Consider the following 21,415-nt stretch of genomic DNA (forward strand, 5'->3'; position numbering starts at 1 on the left):
GCCCGCAAGGCTTATCGACGCCCGATTTACTCGTAGCGCAGCGCGTCAATCGGCTGCATCTTCGCCGCCTTCGACGCAGGGTACGCGCCGAAGAAAACGCCGGTGGCAAGGGAGAACAAGAGAGAGACGAGCACAGCGTCAAGAGGCGGATAGACGAATGCGTCGAAGGAGGCGGTGGCGATCATGCCGATCGCACCTCCGAGAATGACGCCAATGACGCCGCCGATGAGGCAGACGAGCATCGACTCGACGATGAACTGACTGCGGATGTCGTTGCGGGTGGCGCCGAGCGCCTTGCGCACACCAATTTCGCGGGTGCGCTCCGTCACCGTGATGAGCATGATGTTCATCACGCCGATGCCTCCAACGAGCAGCGAGATGCCGCCGATCGCCGCGAGAACCCGGGCGATGATGCCGAACACGCTGGTCAGCTGCTCCATGCTCTGGGAGAGGTCGAGGACCGTGATCTCGTAGTTGTCGTTGCGCTGGTACCAGCGATCGACGTAGCTCTGCAGCTCCGATTGGAAAGCCGCGGTGTCCACATCGCCCGCGGTCTGCACGCTGAACTCAGTCACAGAGGTCACCGGCTGTCCTAAGCGGTCAGCCGCGGTCACCGGAATGTAGACGTCGACCGAGGTGTTCGCTCCCCCGCCGCCGAAGGCGGTCATGTTCTGCTGCTCGAGCACACCGACAATGGTGAACACCGCGGTCTGAGTGTCGACAGTGAAGTCGACGCGCTCGCCGAGCGCTGCCTGGGCGTTGCCGTCGAAAAGCGTGTCCACGAGCTCCGAGGACACCACAGCGAGCGGGCGTTGCCGGTCCACGTCATCGGACGAAAGTGCGCGACCGTACTCGACGTTGAGGTCGCGCATCGTAAACGAGTCCGCGACCACCGGGTTGAGTGTGGCCGCACCCTGGGTGGAACCGTACGCCATCTCCGCCTGCATGGCGTTGGCGTTTGACACGTCCACGCCCTGCACCCGGTCACCGAAATGTGCACGCAGCTCGTCGAGCTGCTCCAAGGTGACCCTGTCCCGATCGTCGCTCGGCGGAGCGGAGCCCATGAAGGCGAACGGGTCGTCGCTGCCAGTAGAATCGTCGCGCTCGTGAACCGTCACCATGTGGCGGGTCGCACCGACGCCCTCGATGCTGGACATGACCTGCTTCTGCAAACCGGCGCTCAGCGTCATGATCACAATGACCGCCATGATGCCGATGATGATGCCGAGCAGCGTCAGCAGGGAGCGCAGCTTGTTGGCGTTGAGGCTCGACGCGGCGAGCCTGAAGTTCTCGCGCAGGTTCATCGCGGATCCACCTCCGTGTGAGCACCTGTAGAAGGCGTGCGAATCCCGCTGATCCGCCCGTCCATCATCTCGACGATGCGGCCGGTCTCCTCCGCGAGGTCCGGGTTGTGGGTGATAAACACGATGGCTTTGCCCAAGTCCTGGTTGAGCTCGTGGAACAGGTCCATGACCATCCTGCCGGTGGACGAGTCAAGGGCGCCGGTTGGTTCGTCAGCGAGCAACAGGTCCGGGTCGTTGGCGAGGCTGCGCGCGATTGCCACGCGCTGCTTCTGGCCGCCCGAAAGCTCGTTGGGGTTGTGGTGCAAGCGCTCGCCCATGCCCACGCGCGCAAGCAGCTCGGCGGCGCGCTCCTCGCGCTCCGCTTTGCCCACCCCGGCGTACATCATCGGCATGGCGACGTTTTGCAGGGCGTCGATACGCCCGACGAGGTTGAAGTTCTGGAAGATGAATCCGATGTTGCGGCTGCGGTACACCGCCAGCTCATCATCGTCCTTGGCGTAGACCGGCTCGCCGTTGAACGCGTAGGCGCCCTCAGTGGGCTTGTCCAGCATGCCGATGAGGTTCATCAGGGTGGACTTGCCACAGCCGGACGGGCCGACAATGGAGACGAACTCGCCCTGCTGCGTGTGGAAGTCGATGCCGTGCAGCACCTTGACCTCACTGGGCTCGCCGGGGTTGTAGGTCTTAACGATGCCGCGCATGTCGATGAGCAGGCCGGTATCCGCCATGACGGAACGGGCGGCATGGTCTGCGGCGGCACCGTCAAACGCGCGCGATGCGGTGTCTGTCACTGCGCCCGTCCTATCCACGGTCGGCGTTCCGGGCCTGCTCCACCTGGGCCGGATCAAAGTTCGGGTCGTCGATGGTGACGGTGTTGCCCACCATGTCGCGGTAGCGGTCCGGCCAGTTGATCACAATGTCACCCGGCTCGAGCTCACCGCCGGTCACCGCAATGTCGACCTCGTTAGCCGCACCGGTTTGGACCGCGCGCTCCTCGACGGTGCCTTCGCGGCCGTCCCCACTGGTGGACAGGACGAGTACTTTGCCGTCGACGACAGCGTCGCGCGGGACGGACAATGCCTGGGGAGTCTCATCCGTGATGACCTCCGCGCGCACGGAACCGCCGAGAAGCAGGCCCTCGGTGTCGCCCTCGACCTCAATCTCGATGGGGAACATGACACTTCCGCTGCCGCTGGCGCCGTTGCCGGCATCCGGGCGCTGCGAGGCGGCACCAACCGGAGCGATCTTGCCCACCCGGCCAGTGAACTCCTTATCCCCCGTGGCGGTGGACGTGAACGTGACGCGGTCGCCGGGCTTGATCGAGGAAACGTCCTCCTCGCGCACCTCTGAGCGAATCAGCAGGCGCGAATCGTCGGCGATCGTGAGGATCTTGCCCTGCGGGATATCGCCTTCCTGGACATCGACGCTGGCGACGACACCGGCCATCGGCGCGTAAATGGTGCTCTGCTGCACCTGGTACTCGAGCATCCCGTCGCTTCCGACAGTGGCTCCCTGCGCCAAGAGCTGCTGCTGCGCGAGTTGATCCTGCATCGCCTGGGCCTGCGCTGCCTGAGCCTGGGCTTGGGCAGCTGCCTCCTGTTGCGCCGCCTGCGCTGCTTGCGCGGCCTGGGCTGCCTGCGCAGCTTCGAGCTCAGCCGGGTTCAGTGCCTGGTCCTGCGGGCCGGGCTGGCCGGACGGTGCACCCGGAATGCCCCGGGGTGCGGCGGGCATCTCGGGGTGCGGTGCCGGCTGCGCGGGTTCCGCTGCCGGGCCACCCAGGATGTGGCGAAGGCCCGGCACGTGGCGCTCGATGGCCGGCAAGATGTTGGAGCCGAAATCCGGGGCAATCGACGGCAGCGCCACCGTGTGGACCTTTGAGGCGTAGACCATCGTGGGGGCGCTGGCACCCTGGGGGCGGTTGCTCACGGGTTGCGCCTGCAGCTGCGCTTGCGCCGCTGCCCGCTGCTGCTCCTGCTGGTCAATCTGGCGACGCAGCTCCTCGGTGTCCATCTCGACGAGGAACTGGTCCGCCTGCACGCGGTCTCCGACCTCGACAGCCAGGCGCGTGACCTTGGTCTGCAGCGGGGAGGTGATACTCAGCGACCTGACAGGAGCGATCTGTCCTTTCAGCACCACACTGTTGGTCACGTCCGCGACGTCGGCGACCGTGTAGTCCCCCGCTCCCAGTCCGTCGCCATTCTCGTTGCCGCCCCCACCAATGCCGCAGCCAGCGGCGAATAGTGCCGTTGCTGTCACGGCGGCCACGCACGCGTGCTTCATGCGCAGACGCCCGCTGCGGTAGCGGCGCGCGGACGGCTCGACGGTCGGACTCGTTTGGGAGGTGTGGTGCACCTTGTCTCCTCACGGGGGTTGGCGCGCGACGTTGAGAGGTCGGATCTGGGTCGTCGGCGCGCGGAAAACTGTCCCGGTGAACTATACACCCCGTATATGTGCCCTCCCCTGCGCTGTTACCCGCACGAACTTGCTCAGCGGGTGTGCGGCGACGCCGGCGACACGCCGAAGGCTCCCCAGACGGCATCGGGTTCCAGCACCTCGACTGCGGCCACACTCTGGCGCTCAGACAGTGCGCGCACCACATCACCGGTGTCGTAGACCACCACGCCGCTGACTATCTCGCCGTGGTACTCGACCCCGACGGATTCGGCGGCTTGGCTCACGCGCGCAGCTTCTGTGAAAAAGACGCTCTCCCGCTGCGCCCCGCCGACGGGCTCCGGGATCGCCCGAGGTGCGAGCCCGGGAAAGACCACCGCCCCGACACGGCGTGCAGGCTCAACGGCTCTCGACGCGGCGGCGAATCCGGTCTCGGGCTCAAAGGTCACCAGCGCGTACGCCTTCTCGTCCCCGGGTGCCCGGTCGAGCGACTCTTCAGCCCGCTGCCGGTAGTGCTCCCAGGACTCCCCTGCCTCCATTCCCAGCTGGTCGCCGGCTATCGTCGGCGCCTGCTGCACGTGCGTGCCCAGCGCCCCGAGCCCGGTGACACCCGCTGAAAAGGCGATGACGATACCCGCCGCGGCGAGCGCCGGTCTCATGCGGACCGCAGAACGTCGAGGGCGTGTGTGAGGTCCTCCGGGTAGGGCGACTCAAGCTCCATCCACGAGTTCGTGCGCGGGTGGGTGAAACCCAGCTTGGTGGCATGCAGCCACTGGCGGGTAAGGCCGACGCGCGAGGCCAGGCCCGGGTCCGAGCCATACATAGGATCGCCCACACAGGGGTGGCCGACAGCGGACATGTGCACGCGAATCTGGTGGGTGCGGCCTGTCTCCAGGTGGACCTCGAGAAGCGACGCCTCCCGGAACGCCTCTATGACCTCGTAGTGGGTCACCGAGTGGCGCCCGTCGGAGGTCACCGCGAACTTCCACCCCGCAGATGGGTGGCGCCCGATCGGCGCGTCGACGGTGCCGACGATGGGGTCAGGCAAGCCTTGGACGACCGCGTTGTAGGTCTTCTCCACCGTGCGCTCGCGGAACGCGCGCTTGAGCACGGAGTAGCCCTGCACGCTGTTGGCCACAACCATGATTCCGGAGGTGCCCACGTCGAGGCGCTGGACGATGCCCTTGCGCTCGGGCGGCCCGGCGTCGGGAAGCTCAAAGCCCATCGCCTGCAGCCCGCCGACGACGGTGGGCCCTTCCCACCCCAGCGTGGGGTGCGCGGCCACGCCCACGGGCTTGTCCACGGCGATGACGTCGTCGTCCGAGTAAATGATGTCGAGCCCTTCAACGCGCTCGGCCGTCGGCATCGGCGTCGTCTTCGGGGCGGGCAGCGTCGCCTCGATCATCTCGCCGGTGCGCACGCGGTGGGATTTTTGGACCTCGGTGGCGTCGACAAGCACTGCTCCCTCGGCGATAATCTCGGCCGCCACCGCACGCGAGAGGCCGAAGAGCTTTGCGACGGCCGCGTCAATCCGCATACCGTCAACCCCCTCTGGGGCGGGAAGTGCGCGGAACCTACCGTCCATCGTTCGCACCTCCGGCAGACTCACGGGACTCACCAACAAAGATCGACACAACGAAGATAGCCACGCCAACCGTAATGGCAGCATCGGCCAGATTGAACACCGCGAAGCTGCCTACAGAGATGTAGTCGACCACGTGCCCGAACCAAAATCCCGGCTCGCGCGCGAGGCGGTCGATGAGGTTGCCGAGCGCCCCGCCCGCGATCATCGCCAGACCCACCGCCTCGCCCCGGTGGGCGATGCGCGGCGCCGCGACGAGAGCACCGATGACGAACGCAAGCTGGATAGTGGTGAACAACCAGGTCGAACCCTGCCCCATGGAAAACGCTGCACCGGGGTTGAACAGCAACAGCAGGCGGAACCAGTCGCCAATGACGGGCACGGGCACGCCCGGTTCAAGGTTGGCCAGCACAAGCTGCTTGACTGCCTGGTCGACCAGCCCGATGCCGAGCATCCCGGCGACGATGCCCGCACCGAAGCGGCCGAAACCGCCACGGCGCCGCGCAGCGCCGTTGGGCGTGGCGTCCTGCGGAGCAGACGGAGTCGGCGTTGTCACTCCAGTTACCCTTGTCGTTCCAGTTGACCCAGTGGTCCCAGTTTTCCCAGTGTGAGATTCCATTGACCGCAACTTTAGTCAATCCGACCGCGCAGCCCCGCCCCGAGGCTGTTCGCGGGTGATTGACTCAGGACGCTGGACTCCGGGACGGATGCTGGGGTGCGGTAGGTTCGAGACGTGATCACCCAGCGACTTGTTCTTCCTGCGGCTGCGGCCGTCGGTCTCGCGGCGACCCTGACGGCCTGTGCCTCCGGCCAGGACGATCCCCTCGAGGGCATTCCTGCTTTCCCCGTCGACTCCCCCGACGTGCGCGTCATTGAGCAGGGCACAGACCCGCGCATGCTCACGCTTTCCGCAGACGCGGTCAGCAGCGAGGAGTGGACCACGACCGTTGCCGTCCACAACGGATTTGAGCAAGATATCGTGGCCGCCGACTCCGTCTCGCCGACCGCCCCGGCCGGGGGCAACGTCGACACCATAACCCTGCCCCTTGCTATCACCGCTGGCACGGCCCCCGCCCCGGGTGACCGGGAACAAGACGCCGAGCGCGCCGTGCTGTTCCGGGTCGAGGAACCAACGCACTCGTCGCTGCCGGTGTCCCAGGACGTCGGGACTGCGGACGGCTTCCTCATGTCGTGGCGTACTCTGCTCAACGGCGCGGTGAGCACCCTCAAATTGCTCGCTCCGGATGGCTCAACCACCACGGGCCGCGCAGATGTCGAATCCGCCCTGCTCACCCACACCTCCACCACCGTGGTCTTCCCCGACGAACCCATCGGCGTGGGCGGAACGTGGACGGTAGACAACCGCGTCACCGGCGCAGCCGCGTTCGCACGCACCACCACGTATGAGGTGGAGAGCATCGAGGGCGACATTGTCACCCTCAGTGTCTCGGTCGAGGAGCGCCCCACGCAGCGCAGCTTGGCCATCGATAACGAAGCCGCCGGTGAGCTCAACGGGCAGACCCTGACCGTGGAGGACTCCTCCACTACCTCAGAGGGCCGCATCACCGTCGACCTGAGCAAGCCCATCCCCACCGACGGCGCAGTCAAGGCCACCACCCGGGTGATCTACACGGGCCCCCAGAGTGACATCAAAATCGTCCAAGACATCACCACGGCGGTCGAATACGGCGAGTAGACTTGCAACATGGTTGCACCTATACACATTGGTCTTGACGGGGTCTCTTTTTCCTACCCCGGCGGCCGCCGTGTGCTCACCGACATCTCCTTTGCCGTCCCCTCTGACTCCGTGACCGGACTGATCGGGGAAAACGGCGCAGGCAAATCAACTCTTCTGTCAGTCATCGCAGGTGATGCGATCCCTGACACCGGAATCGTCACCACCCCTCCGGTGACCGGATTCATCGCGCAGGAAACCTCGCTGCCGTTCACGGAGCCCGCCTCGGCGCTTATTGAGGCCGCCGTGACGGAGCTGCGCCAGGTCGAGCAGGACATCACGGAGCTGTCCGCCCGCATGGCTGAGGACGCATCAGCCGCAGACGACTTCGATCGCGCCCTGTCGCGCGCCGAGAACTCGGGGGTCTGGGAGCTCGATGCGCGCATCGCGACCGTGCTCGCCGGCCTTGGCCTGGCCAATGTGGATTTGTCTACCCCGCTCGGTGAGATGTCCGGCGGGCAACGGCGCCGCTTCGCGCTGGCCACGCTACTGCTGCGGCCAGTGGACGCCATGGTGCTTGATGAGCCGACCAACCACCTCGACGACGAGGCCGTGGACTTCCTCATCGGCGAGTTGGAGGCCTTCCGCGGGCCCGTGCTCGCCGCGAGCCACGACCGCTATTTCCTCGACTCTGTGTGTGATGGCCTCATCGACCTCGACCCCGGTCTGGGTGCCGAGGGAGGCTTCGGCGAGGACACCCGTCAGGGATCGCGGTTTACTGGAACCTTTACCGATTATCTGAAGGCCCGCGAGGTGCGGCGCCGGCGCTGGGAGTCCGATTACGCAGCCCAGGAGCACGAGCGTGCGCGCCTGGAAAAGGCCGCGGAGCAGAGCGCGGACGACATCTTCCACTCGCACGAGAACAAGACGGAAACCCGAAAAAGCGCGAAGTTCTACGCTGATCGTGCCGCCAAGACCGTGGGCAATCGCCGCCGCGCGGCGGAGAACCGTCTGGGCGAGCTCGAGCGCTCCGAGCTGCCCGCCCCGCCGCAGCGACTCGCGTTCCGCGGCCTGCCCGCACACACCGCCGCCAGCCTCGGAGTTCCGGCTGTGGTGGCGCGCGATCTCAGCGTCGACGGGCGTCTCGCGCCGCTCGATCTCAAGCTCCAGCCCGGCCAGCAGCTTCTCGTCGAAGGCCCCAACGGCGCCGGCAAGTCGACGCTGCTGAAAATCCTTGATGGCACGCTTGCCGATTACGACGGTGAGCTGATCATGCCGGAAGAGATGACCGTCGCCCGTCTCGAACAAGACGATCAGTGGACGGACTTGTCCCTGTCAGCCGCCGACGTCTTCGCCGCGCGCAGCCCTGACGGGGTTCCCACCCTGGCCGAGATGGGGCTGCTGTCGGAGGAACAGGAGCTGCAGCCGATGTCGAGCCTGTCGCTGGGTCAGCGCCGGCGGGTTTCCCTCGGCGTCATCTTGGCCTCTCCCCCGGACCTTTTGCTTCTCGACGAGCCCACCAACCACCTCTCTTTAGTTCTTGCCGAGGAGTTGGAGGAGGCGCTGCTCGACTTCGCGGGCACCGTTGTCATCACCAGCCACGACCGCTGGGTGCGCCGTCAGTGGCGGCGCCGGATCGAGCAGAAAGACAGCCGCGCCAGAATCCTCACCCTGTCCACGTTGTGGACGGATGAAGTCTGGCGCGAAAAGCTGTAGTTTCTGCGGTCTGGTTTTAGAGGGCAGGTGCTGCGGGAGCCTCAGGGGCTACCGGGGCCTCGGGAGCGACAGGAGCCTCAGGGGCTACCGGTGCTTCCGGCGCGACAGGAGCCTCGGGAGCTGCCGGCGCGCCGGCCTCGCCGACGGGTGCCTGGGTGCGGCACATGTCCGGCACCTGCTCCGGCGGCAACGTGTTGGTCACCAGGGTGCAGGCCCAGGACTGCGACAGCTTCCAGTTGCCGCCCTCGTACATGAACTCGACGTTCTCCGCGAGCTGATTCTGCGCGTCCGGCGCGGTGAAGCTCACCGTGGCCAGGGCGGTGTTCGGGGAGTAGCCCGGCAGGACCGGGTCGACGACCTGGAAGGCGGCGCCGGACTGCTGCTGGGACTGCGCCATGACGTCGAAAAGCTCGGGCGCGGTCTCGCCACCCTGGACGGTGTTGACGCGCTCCTCGATCGGCAGGTTCGGATCCGTCGCGCGCACGAGCACGGCGTTGAGCTCGGCAGCGGTGGGCAGCTGTGCTGCGGGCGCCTCGGCCACGCTGCTGGTCGCGTTGGGCGCGGTCGCATCGGTCGCGGCGGTGGAGCTGCCGTCACCGTCGTTGGAGCAGGCGGCCAGGCTCAGCGCGGCGCCGAAGGCGGCGATTGTTGCGGTGATTTTTGTCGCGTTCACGGTATCTCTCCTTGATGGGCCACAGGCTCCGCCGGCGGCTCGTCTCGCGTACGCCCCCGAAAACGGGCGGCATCTAACCGGACTAAGGTTACCGGTGAAATCTCACAAACCTCAATCAACACACTGGTTAATCCCCGAGCCAACGCCATGACAGCACCCGTATCCCCCTCCTTCGTCCTCGTCATTTCCACCGGCGGGACCATCGCCTCAACGACTGACCCTGCCTCCGGCGCGCGCACCCCGTCCCTGTCCGCCGAGGACCTCGTCCGCGCCTGCGGCACCACCGAGGAGGTCCGCGTTTACGACGCCGCCACCCTCGATTCGTCCTCGATGACCCTCGCGGATGTCGACGTCATCGTCAGGCTCACGCGCAAAGCGCTTGACGACGCCCACATCGCCGGCATCGTCATCACCCACGGCACCGACTCCATGGCGGAGACCGCCCTCGCCCTCGACCTGGTGCACTCCGATCCGCGACCCGTCGTCCTCACCGGCGCCCAACTGCCTGCAGACCACGACCGCGCCGACGGGCCGGCCAACCTGAACCGGGCGATCTCCCTGGCGGCGGATTCCCTGTCGCGCGGGCGCGGCGTGATGGTCCACTTCGGCGGCGACACACTCGCCGCGCGGGGCATGCTCAAGCGCGACACCGGCGACCTGCGCGCCTTCGACATGTCCGCCCCGCTGCCCCTGCCCCGCCCGGCCGCCGTGGAGCCTGCGCCCCTCGACGGGTTCACCGTCCCGATCCTGCGAGCCTGGCCCGGCGAGGATGCGTCTTTGGTGGACATGGTCACCTCCACCGGCCCGGACGGAATCATCATCGAGGCACTGGGCTCCGGCAACGTCTCGACCGAGATGGGCGCCGCCATCGGCCGTGCTCTCGAGACTGGAATCCCGGTGGTGATTTCCACCTCCGTGCCGTTCGGTGAGGTCGAGTTCGCCTACGGCGGCGCCGGCGGCGGGGTGAGCCTGGGCGCGCACGGGGCCCTGCCGAGCGGGTGGCTGCGCGCCGGCCAGGCCCGCATCGCGCTGATCACCGCTTTGGCCACGGGCACAGACCCCGCGGACCTACTCGGCCTCTAGCCAGTCCTGCCACGCCAGCGAATCGACGGGATCCGCCTGGGCGAGGTCAGGGTCGTCGGCGCGGAGGCTGACCGCGCGCCCAGGGCCTGTCGCGCGCGTTTCGAAGCGCACGGTGACCCACCCGCTACCGCTGCCTTGGACCCACCCGTGGCCGTACTCGGGATGGTAGACGTCCAGTGTCGCCCGCCACTGCCCTGCAGGGACTGGAGCCGGAACCTGCTCGACGGGGGCAGAGGGGACGTGGTCGCTCACACCGGTTTCATAGTCGGTCACGAGGTGGGCGCGCTCGGCAATGCGCTGGTCGAGCTCGGGAAAGAGCACGTCCTGCAGGGCTTCCTCCAGCCCCGAAAATGACACCCCGACCAAGCGGATCGGGCCAACCTCGCCCGGGTAGCGCACGAGGTTGTAGGCCGTGGCCAGCAGGGTTTCGGCATCATCCGTCGCATACGGCAACGTTGCAGAGCGCGACTCGATGCGGAAATCCGCCATGCGCAGCTTGACGGAAACCGTGCGCGCTCCGCGGCCGTCCTTGACTAGGCGCTGGTGGGATTCTGCGGCCGCGCGCTGCAACGCGGCGTCAACTTCAGCGCGGGTGAGCAGGTCTGTTGGGTAGGTGTGCTCGGCGGAGATCTGCTTCGCCTCCGCACGCGGGGCGACAGGGCGATCGTCGATGCCGCGAGCCAGCGCCCACAATTGTTTACCGAGGACACCACCGAGCGAGATCTCGACCTCGCGTTCGCTCAACGCCGCGAGGTCCCCGATGGTCTCAACCCCGGCGGTCGCGAGCTTCGCCTGCGTTACGGGTCCCGCTCCCCACAACTCGCCGACGGGCAGGGGATGCAAGGTCTCCAGTTGGGTGGCGTGCGCGATGACAAAGACACCGTCGGGCTTAGCCAACCCCGATCCGATCTTCGCGTACTGCTTCCCACTGCCCGCGCCTATCGACGACGGCAGACCCGTCTCCTCCTTGATCGCCGCGCGCAGCGTGTTGGCCCAGTCGCGGACGGCGTCCGGGGTGGCGTCGACAAGCTCCGGCGGCTCGAGGAACGCCTCATCGACGGAGAGTTGCTCGACGACGTCGACGTGGCGGGCAATGACCTCGAACACGCGCCGCGACGCCGTGGAATACACCGACCGGCGCGGAGCGACAAGCACCGCCCCGGGCCCGACCAGGCGCGCGGCGCGGTGCGTGGGCATGGCGGAGCGGGCCCCGTATTTGCGGGCCTCGTAGCTGGCTCCGGCGACCACTCCCCGGCCGGTGACTCCAGCGACGAGCACGGGGCGGCCCTTGAGCGTGGGGCGGGTGAGCTGCTCGCAGGAGGCGTAGAACGCATCCATGTCGATGTGCAACACCCAGCGGTCCATGGTTTATATAGTCTATATAGAGAAATGTTGCGCTTCGGAAACCTGCTAGTGGTATAGGCAAACTTGTCCCCACCCATTACATGAGGAATTGCCCTAGGAAATCAAGACCTGATAATCAGTGGAGGAGGGTTTGCACTCGGCGCCGCCATCTGTGCAGTTCCCAGCGTAGGCTGGGCAGCATGCACTGTAGTGGGGGGCATCTTGACAGGAGCCGCTGTCGTGTTGAGCAATAGCCGTGTATGTAAGGGGTCGATTAGGATTCACTACAGTTGGGCCGAAATTGTTCGCTGGACCGAGTGCAAGTAAGAGTAGGCAACAATGATTCACTTTTCCCCAAAATCAGCAGTCATAGCTCTAATGGGTGCTATATTGACCATTTACATTGGCGTCCGCCATCAATCGATTCTAGGCGTCCTGCTGATGGTAGCTATTACTCTCGTCGGAGTTTGGTTGGTAAATCACTACAACCAAAATCCTTAAGCTTCGAGAGTTTCGCTTTGGGTAGCGATGAGAAAAGGCTCTGGGCTGCCCGGATAGGTTCACATTTGCGGAATTTTCGTTGGAAGCTTTTCAACCAGCCATCACATAGACCAGAGAAATAAAACTACGTTATTTCCGCGGTAGAACGCGCTACCGGGAATGTCATGGCGGAGTACAAAAAGCATGAATCAGCAAGGCGAGCAACCCAGAGCCCTCTATCGGAGAACCTACCAAACCCACCTACGTGTCTGCGCTCAAGGTCTTCTGATCCTCAGCGCAAAACGCGCCATCAATTGAACCAACCGCAGCTAAGATAGCCTACGTGCCTTCTGGGTCGAAGGCCAGCCCCACATGCTCCGTTCTAACCGGCATCATCGAAGAGATCACATAGATTAGGGTTTAAACAGTCCGCGGAAACGCGAAAAAGCGCGACGAGCACTGGCGGCACAATGTTAGACAACCCCACTGCGACTACCGATCGCCTAGAGCGACGCGCCGGAGACCCCCATAAGGCCCGCCGGCGCCCACGCTCTCATCATGTCAGCCGTTCTTGGCCACGTCGGCGGTCACGCCCTCGACGACCTTGTGCGCTCCCTCGCCGGACGTGAAGACCTCAAAGGAGGTCGCCAGGGTCTCTGTAGCGATGCGGTCAGCGTGGCGATCGGCCCACTCCTTCTTCTCTTGCGGAACGACAAGCTCGACGGAGATGCGGTCGGAGACCTCGAATCCCTCGTTCTTGCGCGCGTCCTGCAGACCGCGGATCACGTCCGCCGCCCAGCCCTCGGCCTCCAGCTCCGGAGTGACGGTGGTGTCGAGCACCACCAGGCCATCCGCCCCGCCGGGGGTCTCCACCCGGGCGGTGGAATCCGGGTTCTCCGCGACGAGACGCTCGGTGTAGAGCTCCGGGGTGAGCACGATATCGCCGTCAACGACAACGTTGTCGCCCTCGCGGACGTAGTTGCCGGCCTTGACGTTCTTGATCGCGCGCTGGACGTCGCGGCCAAGCTGCGGGCCCGCGGCCTTCGCGTTGACAACAACCTCGAAGGTGCCGGCGGAATCGACGTCGTCGGTCAGCTCGATGTCCTTGACGTTGACCTCGTCGCGGATAGTCGCGGCGAAATCCTCCAGCTGGGCGGAGTTGGGCACAGCCACGGTGAGCTTCGGCAGCGGCAGGCGGTTGCGCAGCTTGTTCGACTTGCGCACCGAGCTGGCCGCCGAGCACACCGCACGGGTGGCGTCCATGTTCTCCACGAGCGCGTCATCGGCAGGCAAGTCGCTGGCCTGCGGGAAGTCTGCCAAGTGGACGGAGCGCCCACCGGTGAGGCCGCGCCACATCACCTCGGAGATGTACGGAAGCAACGGTGCAGTCACGCGGGTGAGCACCTCGAGCACCGTGTAGAGAGTGTCGAAGGCCTGCGGGTGCGCCTCCTGGCCCTCCCAAAAGCGGTCACGGGAGCGGCGCACGTACCAGTTGGTCAGGGTGTCGGCGAACTGGCGGACTTCGTCACATGCGTCGGCGATGCGGGTGTCAGACAGCGCCTCGCCCACGTTCGCCACCAAGTCGTGCGTCTTGGCCAGGATGTAGCGGTCGAGCACGTTGTCGGAGTCGACCGACCAGCGGGCCTCGGTGGAGGCGTAGAGCTGGAGGAAGCTGTAGGCGTTCCAGATCGGCAGCAGCGCCTGGCGCACGCCCTCGCGGATGCCCTGCTCGGTGACGATCAAGTTTCCACCGCGCAGGATCGGCGAGGACATGAGGAACCAGCGCATCGCGTCCGAGCCGTCCCGGTCAAAGACCTCGTTGACGTCCGGGTAGTTGCCCTTGGACTTCGACATCTTCAGCCCGTCGTTGCCCAGCACGATGCCGTGGGCTACAACCTTCTTGAACGCGACGCGGTCGAACAACGCCGTGGACAGCACGTGCTGGACGTAGAACCAGCCGCGGGTCTGCCCGGAGTACTCCACGATGAAGTCCGCCGGCTGGCGGGCGTCGTGCTCTTCGACGTTCTCGAACGGGTAGTGGTACTGGGCGAACGGCATGGATCCGGACTCAAACCAGCAGTCGAGCACGTCCGGCACGCGGCGCATCATCGACTTTCCTGTCGGGTCGTCCGGGTTCGGGCGAACCAGCTCGTCGATGTGCGGGCGGTGCAGAGAAGCCGGGCGCGTGCCGAAGTCGCGCTCCAGCTCCTCGAGCGAGCCGTAGACGTCCACGCGCGGGTACTCCGGGTTGTCAGAGACCCACGCCGGCACCGGCGAGCCCCAGTAGCGGGTACGCGAGATGTTCCAGTCGCGCGCTCCCTCGAGCCACTTGCCAAACTGGCCGTCGCGGATGTGCGACGGGATCCACTCGATCTCCTGGTTCAGCTCCACCATGCGGTCGCGGATCTCGGTGACCTTGACAAACCACGCAGGCAGCGCCATGTAGATCAGAGGCTCGCCAGAGCGCCAGGAGTGCGGGTAGGAGTGCACGATGGTCTGGTCGCGCAGAACGCGGTTCTTAGCTTTGAGGTCACGAATGATGTCGCGGTTGGCGTCGAAAACGAGCGTGCCCTCGTACTCGGGCACAAGCGAAGTGAACTTGCCGTCCGCGTCCACCGGGATGACCAGGTCGATGTCGTAGCGCTGGGTGGTGGCCATATCGTCCTCACCGAAGGCGGGTGCCTGGTGGACGACACCGGTGCCATCCTCGGTGGAGACGTAGTCGGCGACGAGCACCATGAACGCATTGGCGTGGTCGGCGAAGTGGTCGAACACCGGGGTGTATTCGAGGCCCTCGAGCTCCGCACCGGTGAACGTGGCCAGCACGGTCGGCTCGCTACCGAGTTCCTTGGCGTAGGCGCCCACGAGGTTGGTTGCCAGCAGCAGCTTCGCACCCGCGAAACCCTCCGCTCCGTCCTCGGCGACCTCGACGAGGGAGTACTCGATTTCCGGGCCGACTGCGAGCGCGAGGTTCGACGGCAGGGTCCACGGGGTGGTGGTCCAGGCGATCGCCGCAGCGCCGTGGAGCTCGGGGTGGTTCTCCCACGTCTCATCAGCCGGGAAGCCGTCGCGCGCGCCGGTAAACGGCAGCGTCACGGTGACGGTCGGGTCCTGGCGGTCGCGGTAGGAGTCGTCGAGGCGAGTCTCCTGGTTCGACAACGGAGTGTGCTCCGCCCATGAGTATGGCAAGACGCGGAAGCCCTGGTAGATCAGGCCCTTGTCGTAGAGCTCCTTGAACGCCCACATGACGGACTCCATGAAGTTAGCGTCCATCGTCTTGTAACCGTTGTCGAAGTCGACCCAGCGGGCCTGGCGGGTAACGTAGTCCTCCCACTCACCGGCGTACTGCAGGACAGATTTCGCGCAGTACTCGTTGAACCGCTCCAGGCCCATCTCCTCGATCTGGGCCTTGTCGGTGATGCCGAGCTGCTTCTCCGCCTCCAACTCGGCGGGAAGGCCGTGGCAGTCCCACCCGAACACGCGCGGGACGTGGTAGCCAGCCATGGTGCGGTAGCGCGGGACGATGTCCTTGACGTAGCCCGTCAGCAGGTGGCCGTAGTGCGGCAGGCCGTTGGCGAAGGGCGGGCCGTCGTTGAAGACGTATTCCTCGCAGCCTTCGCGGTTTTTCAGCGACGCCTGGAACGTGTCGTCCTCGCGCCAGAACCGCAGCACCTCCTGCTCCATCTCAGGGAACTTCGAGCTGCCGCCGGTGAGGTCGACCTTAGGGTAGACGCCTCCCACTTCTGCCATGGATTCTTCTCCTCCACTCACGTTTCATATGTTCTAAGTGCAGGGACGCGGTTTCCCGCGCGGTACCACCCTGCTTGGGGCCGCGTGCGCGACCCCCACTTCATTCGTGGTGAAGGATGTGACGTCTCCTGTAACGTCCGGTTCTACTGGGCTGCCGCGCTGTGCGGCCACTGTTCTTCCGGAAACGCTCCCCGGTGATGGCCGGATCACAGCGTGCGCCAAGATTGATGCGCTCCCAGCATAACCCAACCGCACCGCGGTGTGTCGAGTGGCTGGCGCCACACCCTGGCGCGCTTCAACGACGTTTGCGGGCAGTGACGCCGTGGGGAAACGCACAACGCCCCGGCACGTGCGTGCCAGGGCGTGTCAATCACGGTTAAGCCGAGAGTTTACTTCTCTGCGGAGCCACCGTTCGGAGCGAAGGTGCCGCGGGTCTCGAGCTCCTCGAGCTGGGACTGCAGCAGCGTCTTCAGGCGGGTGCGGTACTCGCGCTCGAAGGTACGCAGCTCCGCGATCCGGTTCTCCAGAGCGGTCTGCTGCTGCTTCACGGTGTTCATGATCTCCGTGTGCTTGCGCTCGGCATCGGACTGCAGCTTCGCTGCCTGCTCCTCAGCCTGGCGGATCTGCGCCTCGGCACGGGAGTTGGCCTCGTTGGTGGTCTCGGCGGCCTTGCGCTCGGCGTCGGTGACGAGCTGCTGGGCGCGAGCCTCAGCCTTGGAGGTGGTGTCCTTGGCCTGCTTGTCAGCGTTTTCGAGCTGAGTGCGGGAGCGGGTCTCCGCATCCTGCAGCTGGCGCTCAGCGGCGGTACGCGCCTCGTCGAGCATGGTGCGGGCCTCGGCGTTGGCGTCGGCGGTGACGCGGTCTGCCATCTCCTGGGCCATGCCGAGGATCTTCGCGGCCTGGACGTGCGTGTCAGCGGTTGCGTCACCCTTAGCAGCGGCCGGCTGGTTGTCGGCCTGGGCGACAGCCTGCTTGGGCTCGGCAGATGCCGGAGCGGCCTGAACGGTGCGCTTGCGGGCGGCCTCATCGGCCTCCTTGCGTACGCGTGCCACCTCGTCCTTCGCGGAGCGGGCGTCGTTCTCGGCGCGGGTCTTGGCTTCCTCGGCGGCACGCAGCTTCTGCTCGAAGTCAGCACGTACCTCGGCCTCGATCTTCTTGCGCAGCTCAACCTCGTTCAGCTGAGCAGTCTTATCAGCCTGGGTATCACGCACCGGCGCAGCAACGGTGGTACCACCCTTGCCGAGCTCCTCGACGCGGGCGCGCAGCTCGTCGTTCTCGTCCTGCAGCTGCGCGAGGGTGTCCTCAACGAGGTCGAGGAACTGGTCGACCTCGTCCTCGTTGTAGCCCCGCTTGCCGATCGGCGGTTTGCTAAAGGCGACATTGTGCACGTCTGCTGGTGTGAGCGGCATTTGCGATCCCTTCGTTTGTTTCGCACCCGCCTACGCGGGCGCGCGAGCGAAACCCAGAATACGGGATTCACCCAGTCAGTTCATTGTAAGTTGTCGTTTATGTCCCAAGAGTCTAGCTGAAACAGGCTCGTGCCAGCCTCATTTATACTCTCATGGTCCACAAGAGGGTGAGTTTTCGTTCGCTACTGCCCTGTTTCCCTAGCCCTGGACACCAGGGGCGTCTAGAGGAATGGGTTGACCAGGAATGCGCGGATGACCACCTGAAGCAGGCTCAGAATCAGCAGCAAGGCGATCACGCTGATGTCCAGACCCACACCGCCATTGAGCCGCAGCGGGGGGATCATCCGGCGCAGCGCCTTCACCGGCGGATCCGTCACTACGAACATGGCCTCGGCAACGATCATGAACCACCGAGGGGGTGCGAACTCCCGAGAGAACGACTGAACCATCTCGGTGACCAAGCGGATAATGACCAGCAGGGAGTAGATTCCCACCAGCGCGTACAGAAAAGCTCCAATCAATGCCACGGGGACAGCCTACCTGGCACTCCGATTTGCAGCGGCATGCCACATCACCGACCCCGAAAACGAGTAACGCCCAGCCGCCAGGTCAATCCAGGCGGCTGGGCGAAACTTGGGCATTTATCGTCGCTAGCGCAGGTGCGCGGCGCGCTGGAGCTCCGTCTTGGTGAAGCGGCCGTGCTCCGGGGTGATAGCGAAGATGCGGCGGTCCGTCTCAAGGCCGCGGGAGAGGTTGTGCATCTGCCCGCGCAGCGCGAAGCACAGGCCCGCGGCGAAGTCGATAACACGCTTGGCGTCTGCGGACTCGAGGTCCGTCAGATCCATGAGCACGACGTCGCCGTCGCGGAACGGCTCGCCGATCTCCTTGGCGTCGTTGTAGGAGCGCGGAGCGGCAGTCACGATCGACGGTGCGTAGTCGCGCGACGCGGCTTCACGGACGTCGCGACGCGGTGCGCTGGCTGCGGGCTCGTATCCGCGCGCATGTGCGGTCTCTGCACCACGGTCGGCGCCCCGGTCACGCCCGTAGGCGGTGGAGCGGGATTCAGAATACTGCGGCTCGTCGTAGTAAGCCTCGTCATCGTTGTACGGACCGAGTCCGAAGAATTCCTTCGCGCTACCGATAAGGGACATGGTTGGTGTGCTCCTGGGTGTGTTGAAAATGCTTGTCTCGCGTCTGTGCCGCAGTGCCTCAGCGTCGCTGTCAGCCTACGGAACGCGGTCCCAGCACGCCGGTTCCGACACGCACGATGTCGGAACCGCACGCGATTGCCTGCTCAAAATCGCCGGACATGCCGGCGGAGAGCACCAGCGGGCGGCCGAGGGAGTCCGAGTGGGCGTCGGTAAGCGAGCGAGCGTGGGTGAAGACCTCCGTGGGGTCGGCGTCGAGTGGTGGGACGACCATGAAGCCCGCAAACTTCAGATGCTGCGTGTTAAGCACGGCATCGACAACATCGTCGACATCCTTTGCTGCCACTCCCCCGCGCTGCGCATCACCGTCGGCCGAGAGCTGCACCAAACAGGGCAGAGTGTCGCTGGTGCGCTCGTCGCGCTCAAGTGCGAGCTCCATGCCGCGGTCGAGCCCGTGCGCGAGCTTGATCGAGTCGAGCGAGTGGACCTCGCGCGCCCAGCGCGCCACAGCATTGGCTTTCTTCGATTGGATCTGGCCGATCATCGCGATGCCGATGTCCGTCCCCGTCGCCGCCAGCTCCTCAGCCTTCGCGCGCGCCTCCTGCTCGCGGTTTTCCCCCACGAGGTCGACCCCCAGCTCGGCGAGGAGCCTCACGTCCTCGACGGGGTGGAACTTGCTCACCGGCAACAGCCGCGCGGATCCCGGGGCGCGACCCGCGGCGGATTCGGCGGCACGGATGCGCGCGCGGACCGCCTCGAGGTTCGCTTTGAGTTCGTCTTTCCTAGTCATTGGTTGCCTTTCCTGCCTCATCCGTAAGCCAGATCACTCCGGCCTGCCGGCCTGTCGTACCCTCTCGGCGGTACGAAAAGAAGTCCGCGTCCGTCACGGTGTCACGCGGGTCGGCGTCGATGTGGGTGATACCGCACTCTAAAAGCTGTCGCACCACACCTGCGCGAATATCCAGGCCGGTTGTTCCTTTCGCAGTGCGCGTCATCGAACCAGGCAGATGCTTCTCGACGTCCTGCGCCATCTGCCGCGGCACCTCATACGATTCTCCCGCGGCGGCGGGCCCGAGCAACGCCTGGATCGCAGCGGGCCGCGCCCCAAGCTTGACCATTGCGTCGACAGTGTTGCGCACGATCCCGTTGCGCGCGCCCATCCGACCCGCGTGCACCGCGGCGATGACGCCGGCGTGGTGGTCGGATAGCAGAACCGGGGTGCAATCGGCCACCAACACACACAACGCGAGGTTGCGCTCGGTGGTGACGAGGGCATCGGTCGCTTCGACGGGCTCCGGGCGTGGCCCGTCGACAACGGTGGCGGTGTTGGTGTGGAGCTGTTCCATCCACACGAAGCGCTCACTTGGCACGCCGAGCACGTCGGCGAGCCGGTGCCGGTTCGCGGCGACATTGTCCGGGTCGTCTCCGACGTGATCGCCGAGGTTGAAGGAATCGTAGGGAGACGACGACGTCCCGCCCGCGCGGCTTGTAAAAACCATGCGGACGGGACGGGTCGTGCTCGTCTGAGTGCCAGTGTCGTGCGCAGGTGCCATGACCAACACCCTAGCGAAGACGCACTGGCGCAGAATTAACGCAGGAAGTCCGGCACGTCGAGATCGTCGAAGTCGTCGGCTGCCGAGCGACGGCCGCGCTCGTCGCGCTCAGAGTGAGTGAACAGGCCCGAGGAACGCTCCTCGTAGCGGTGGCGCGGCTGGTAGCCGTCACGGGTGGTCTCCGGTGCCGGGGTGGTGGAGCGGTCGTCGAAAAGCGAGCCGCGGCTCGGTGCCGGTGTCGCGGTTTCGCCCGCGGTGGCAGGCTCGACCATGACGCTGGTGCCGGCCGGGGCCTCGCCCTGCTGGGAGTCGGGGCGCACATTGGCCTTCTCATCGAATCCGGTGGCGATGATGGTCACGCGGACCTCATCGCCCAGGTTGTCGTCGATGATGGTGCCGAAAATGATGTTTGCATCGTCGTCGGCCTTCTCCTCCACGATTGAGGCCGCGGCGTTGACCTCGTTGAGGCCGAGGTCGGATCCTCCTGCGACCGACAGCAGCACGCCCTTCGCACCCTCCATTGTCGCCTCGAGCAGCGGAGAGTTGATCGCCTGCTCAGTTGCCGTCATAACGCGGCCCTCGCCGCGAGCCGAGCCGACACCCATCAACGCGGATCCGGCATCCTGCATGACGGAGCGAACGTCAGCGAAGTCGACATTGATCACACCCGGGATGGTGATCAGGTTGGTGATGCCCTGGACACCGTTGTGGAGCACCTCGTCCGCCGCCCGGAAAGCCTCCATCATGGACAGGTCGGCGTCGCCAAGCTGCAGCAGGCGGTCGTTCGGGATGACGATGACGGTGTCGCAGACCTCCTTGAGGTTGTCAATGCCCTCCATCGCCTGGCGGGTGCGGCGCTTGCCCTCGAAGGAGAACGGGCGGGTAACAACACCAATGGTCAAAGCGCCCATCTTCTTGGCGATACCCGCGACGACCGGTGCGGCGCCGGTGCCTGTTCCGCCACCCTCGCCGGCGGTGACGAAGACCATGTCGGAGCCCTTCAGCGACTCCTCGATCTCCTGCTTGTGATCCTCGGCGGAGGTGCGTCCCACCTCAGGGTTCGCGCCGGCACCCAGGCCGCGGGTGGCTTCGCGGCCGATGTCGAGCTTGGTGTCGGCGTCGGTGAACAGCAGCGCCTGCGAGTCAGTGTTCACAGCGACGAACTCGACGCCTTTGAGACCTTCCTCGATCATGCGGTTGACGGCGTTGACGCCGCCACCGCCGACACCGACGACGCGGATCATGGCGAGGTAGTTTGCGGGAGAGGTCATGGAGAAGTCTCGCCTTTCATGTGATGGGGCTTTCCG

18 protein-coding genes are annotated in these 21,415 nt (G+C 65.6%); 3 read left to right on the forward strand and 15 right to left on the reverse strand.

Annotated features, from left to right (window positions below; translation table 11 throughout):
- Positions 1-26: 26 nt before the first annotated feature.
- From VVR41_RS03610 to lspA, 6 genes are all read right to left on the reverse strand, one after another.
- The gene (locus VVR41_RS03610) at positions 27-1,304 is read right to left on the reverse strand and encodes an ABC transporter permease (RefSeq protein WP_368523637.1); all 1,278 of its coding nucleotides are present in this window, start codon (positions 1,302-1,304) and stop codon (positions 27-29) included.
- Positions 1,301-2,032, reverse strand: a complete 732-nt coding sequence (locus tag VVR41_RS03615; protein WP_368523703.1) for an ABC transporter ATP-binding protein — start codon at positions 2,030-2,032, stop codon at positions 1,301-1,303. The genes VVR41_RS03610 and VVR41_RS03615 overlap by 4 nt, the downstream gene beginning before the upstream one ends.
- Positions 2,033-2,105: 73 nt before the next feature.
- The gene (locus VVR41_RS03620; RefSeq protein ID WP_368523638.1) at positions 2,106-3,656 is read right to left on the reverse strand and encodes an efflux RND transporter periplasmic adaptor subunit; all 1,551 of its coding nucleotides are present in this window, start codon (positions 3,654-3,656) and stop codon (positions 2,106-2,108) included.
- A 134-nt stretch (positions 3,657-3,790) separates the two neighbouring features.
- On the reverse strand, positions 3,791-4,354 hold the full coding sequence (locus VVR41_RS03625; protein WP_368523639.1) for a hypothetical protein: 564 nt from the start codon (positions 4,352-4,354) through the stop codon (positions 3,791-3,793).
- Positions 4,351-5,280, reverse strand: a complete 930-nt coding sequence (locus VVR41_RS03630; protein ID WP_321102357.1) for an RluA family pseudouridine synthase — start codon at positions 5,278-5,280, stop codon at positions 4,351-4,353. The genes VVR41_RS03625 and VVR41_RS03630 overlap by 4 nt, the downstream gene beginning before the upstream one ends.
- A complete protein-coding gene (gene lspA / locus VVR41_RS03635; RefSeq protein ID WP_368523704.1) occupies positions 5,270-5,731 on the reverse strand; it encodes a signal peptidase II in 462 nt (153 codons plus the stop codon). The genes VVR41_RS03630 and lspA overlap by 11 nt, the downstream gene beginning before the upstream one ends.
- A 279-nt stretch (positions 5,732-6,010) precedes the next feature.
- Here lspA and VVR41_RS03640 point away from each other — a divergent pair, with 279 nt between their 5' ends.
- Complete coding sequence (locus VVR41_RS03640; protein ID WP_368523640.1) at positions 6,011-6,973, forward strand: DUF6263 family protein; 963 nt, start codon at positions 6,011-6,013, stop codon at positions 6,971-6,973.
- A gap of 9 nt (positions 6,974-6,982) precedes the next feature.
- Positions 6,983-8,668 carry an ABC-F family ATP-binding cassette domain-containing protein gene (locus tag VVR41_RS03645; RefSeq protein ID WP_368523641.1) on the forward strand — a complete coding sequence of 562 codons (1,686 nt, stop codon included), beginning with the start codon at positions 6,983-6,985 and terminating at the stop codon, positions 8,666-8,668.
- Positions 8,669-8,684: 16 nt separating this feature from the next.
- Here the strand turns inward: VVR41_RS03645 and VVR41_RS03650 are convergent, their stop codons facing one another.
- A complete protein-coding gene (locus VVR41_RS03650; protein ID WP_321102363.1) occupies positions 8,685-9,341 on the reverse strand; it encodes a hypothetical protein in 657 nt (218 codons plus the stop codon).
- A 147-nt stretch (positions 9,342-9,488) separates the two neighbouring features.
- On the opposite strand from VVR41_RS03650, the gene VVR41_RS03655 reads away from it, so the two are divergent.
- Complete coding sequence (locus VVR41_RS03655; protein ID WP_368523642.1) at positions 9,489-10,424, forward strand: asparaginase; 936 nt, start codon at positions 9,489-9,491, stop codon at positions 10,422-10,424.
- On the opposite strand, the gene VVR41_RS03660 is transcribed toward VVR41_RS03655, so the two are convergent.
- The 8 genes from VVR41_RS03660 to ftsZ form a co-directional block, all read right to left on the reverse strand.
- Positions 10,410-11,789: a DNA polymerase IV gene (locus VVR41_RS03660; protein WP_368523643.1), complete on the reverse strand. Its 1,380-nt coding sequence runs from the start codon at positions 11,787-11,789 to the stop codon at positions 10,410-10,412. The genes VVR41_RS03655 and VVR41_RS03660 overlap by 15 nt on opposite strands.
- A gap of 1,020 nt (positions 11,790-12,809) precedes the next feature.
- A complete protein-coding gene (gene ileS, locus VVR41_RS03665; protein ID WP_368523644.1) occupies positions 12,810-15,998 on the reverse strand; it encodes an isoleucine--tRNA ligase in 3,189 nt (1,062 codons plus the stop codon).
- Positions 15,999-16,387: 389 nt separating this feature from the next.
- Positions 16,388-17,407, reverse strand: a complete 1,020-nt coding sequence (locus VVR41_RS03670) for a DivIVA domain-containing protein (protein WP_368523645.1) — start codon at positions 17,405-17,407, stop codon at positions 16,388-16,390.
- Between the two features lie 221 nt (positions 17,408-17,628).
- Positions 17,629-17,934, reverse strand: coding sequence for a YggT family protein (locus tag VVR41_RS03675; protein WP_321101317.1), 306 nt, complete (start codon positions 17,932-17,934; stop codon positions 17,629-17,631).
- Between the two features lie 123 nt (positions 17,935-18,057).
- Positions 18,058-18,558 (reverse strand): cell division protein SepF, encoded by a 501-nt coding sequence (locus tag VVR41_RS03680; RefSeq protein WP_321101319.1) that lies wholly within the window; start codon positions 18,556-18,558, stop codon positions 18,058-18,060.
- Positions 18,559-18,628: 70 nt separating this feature from the next.
- A complete protein-coding gene (locus tag VVR41_RS03685; protein ID WP_368523646.1) occupies positions 18,629-19,345 on the reverse strand; it encodes a YggS family pyridoxal phosphate-dependent enzyme in 717 nt (238 codons plus the stop codon).
- Positions 19,338-20,108 (reverse strand): peptidoglycan editing factor PgeF, encoded by a 771-nt coding sequence (gene pgeF, locus VVR41_RS03690; protein WP_368523647.1) that lies wholly within the window; start codon positions 20,106-20,108, stop codon positions 19,338-19,340. Before pgeF ends, VVR41_RS03685 begins: the two co-directional genes overlap by 8 nt.
- 35 nt (positions 20,109-20,143) lie before the next feature.
- A complete protein-coding gene (gene ftsZ, locus VVR41_RS03695; RefSeq protein ID WP_368523648.1) occupies positions 20,144-21,379 on the reverse strand; it encodes a cell division protein FtsZ in 1,236 nt (411 codons plus the stop codon).
- Positions 21,380-21,415 lie beyond the last annotated feature (36 nt).

The organism is Corynebacterium sp. LK2510 (assembly GCF_040946405.1).
Lineage (GTDB): Bacteria > Actinomycetota > Actinomycetes > Mycobacteriales > Mycobacteriaceae > Corynebacterium.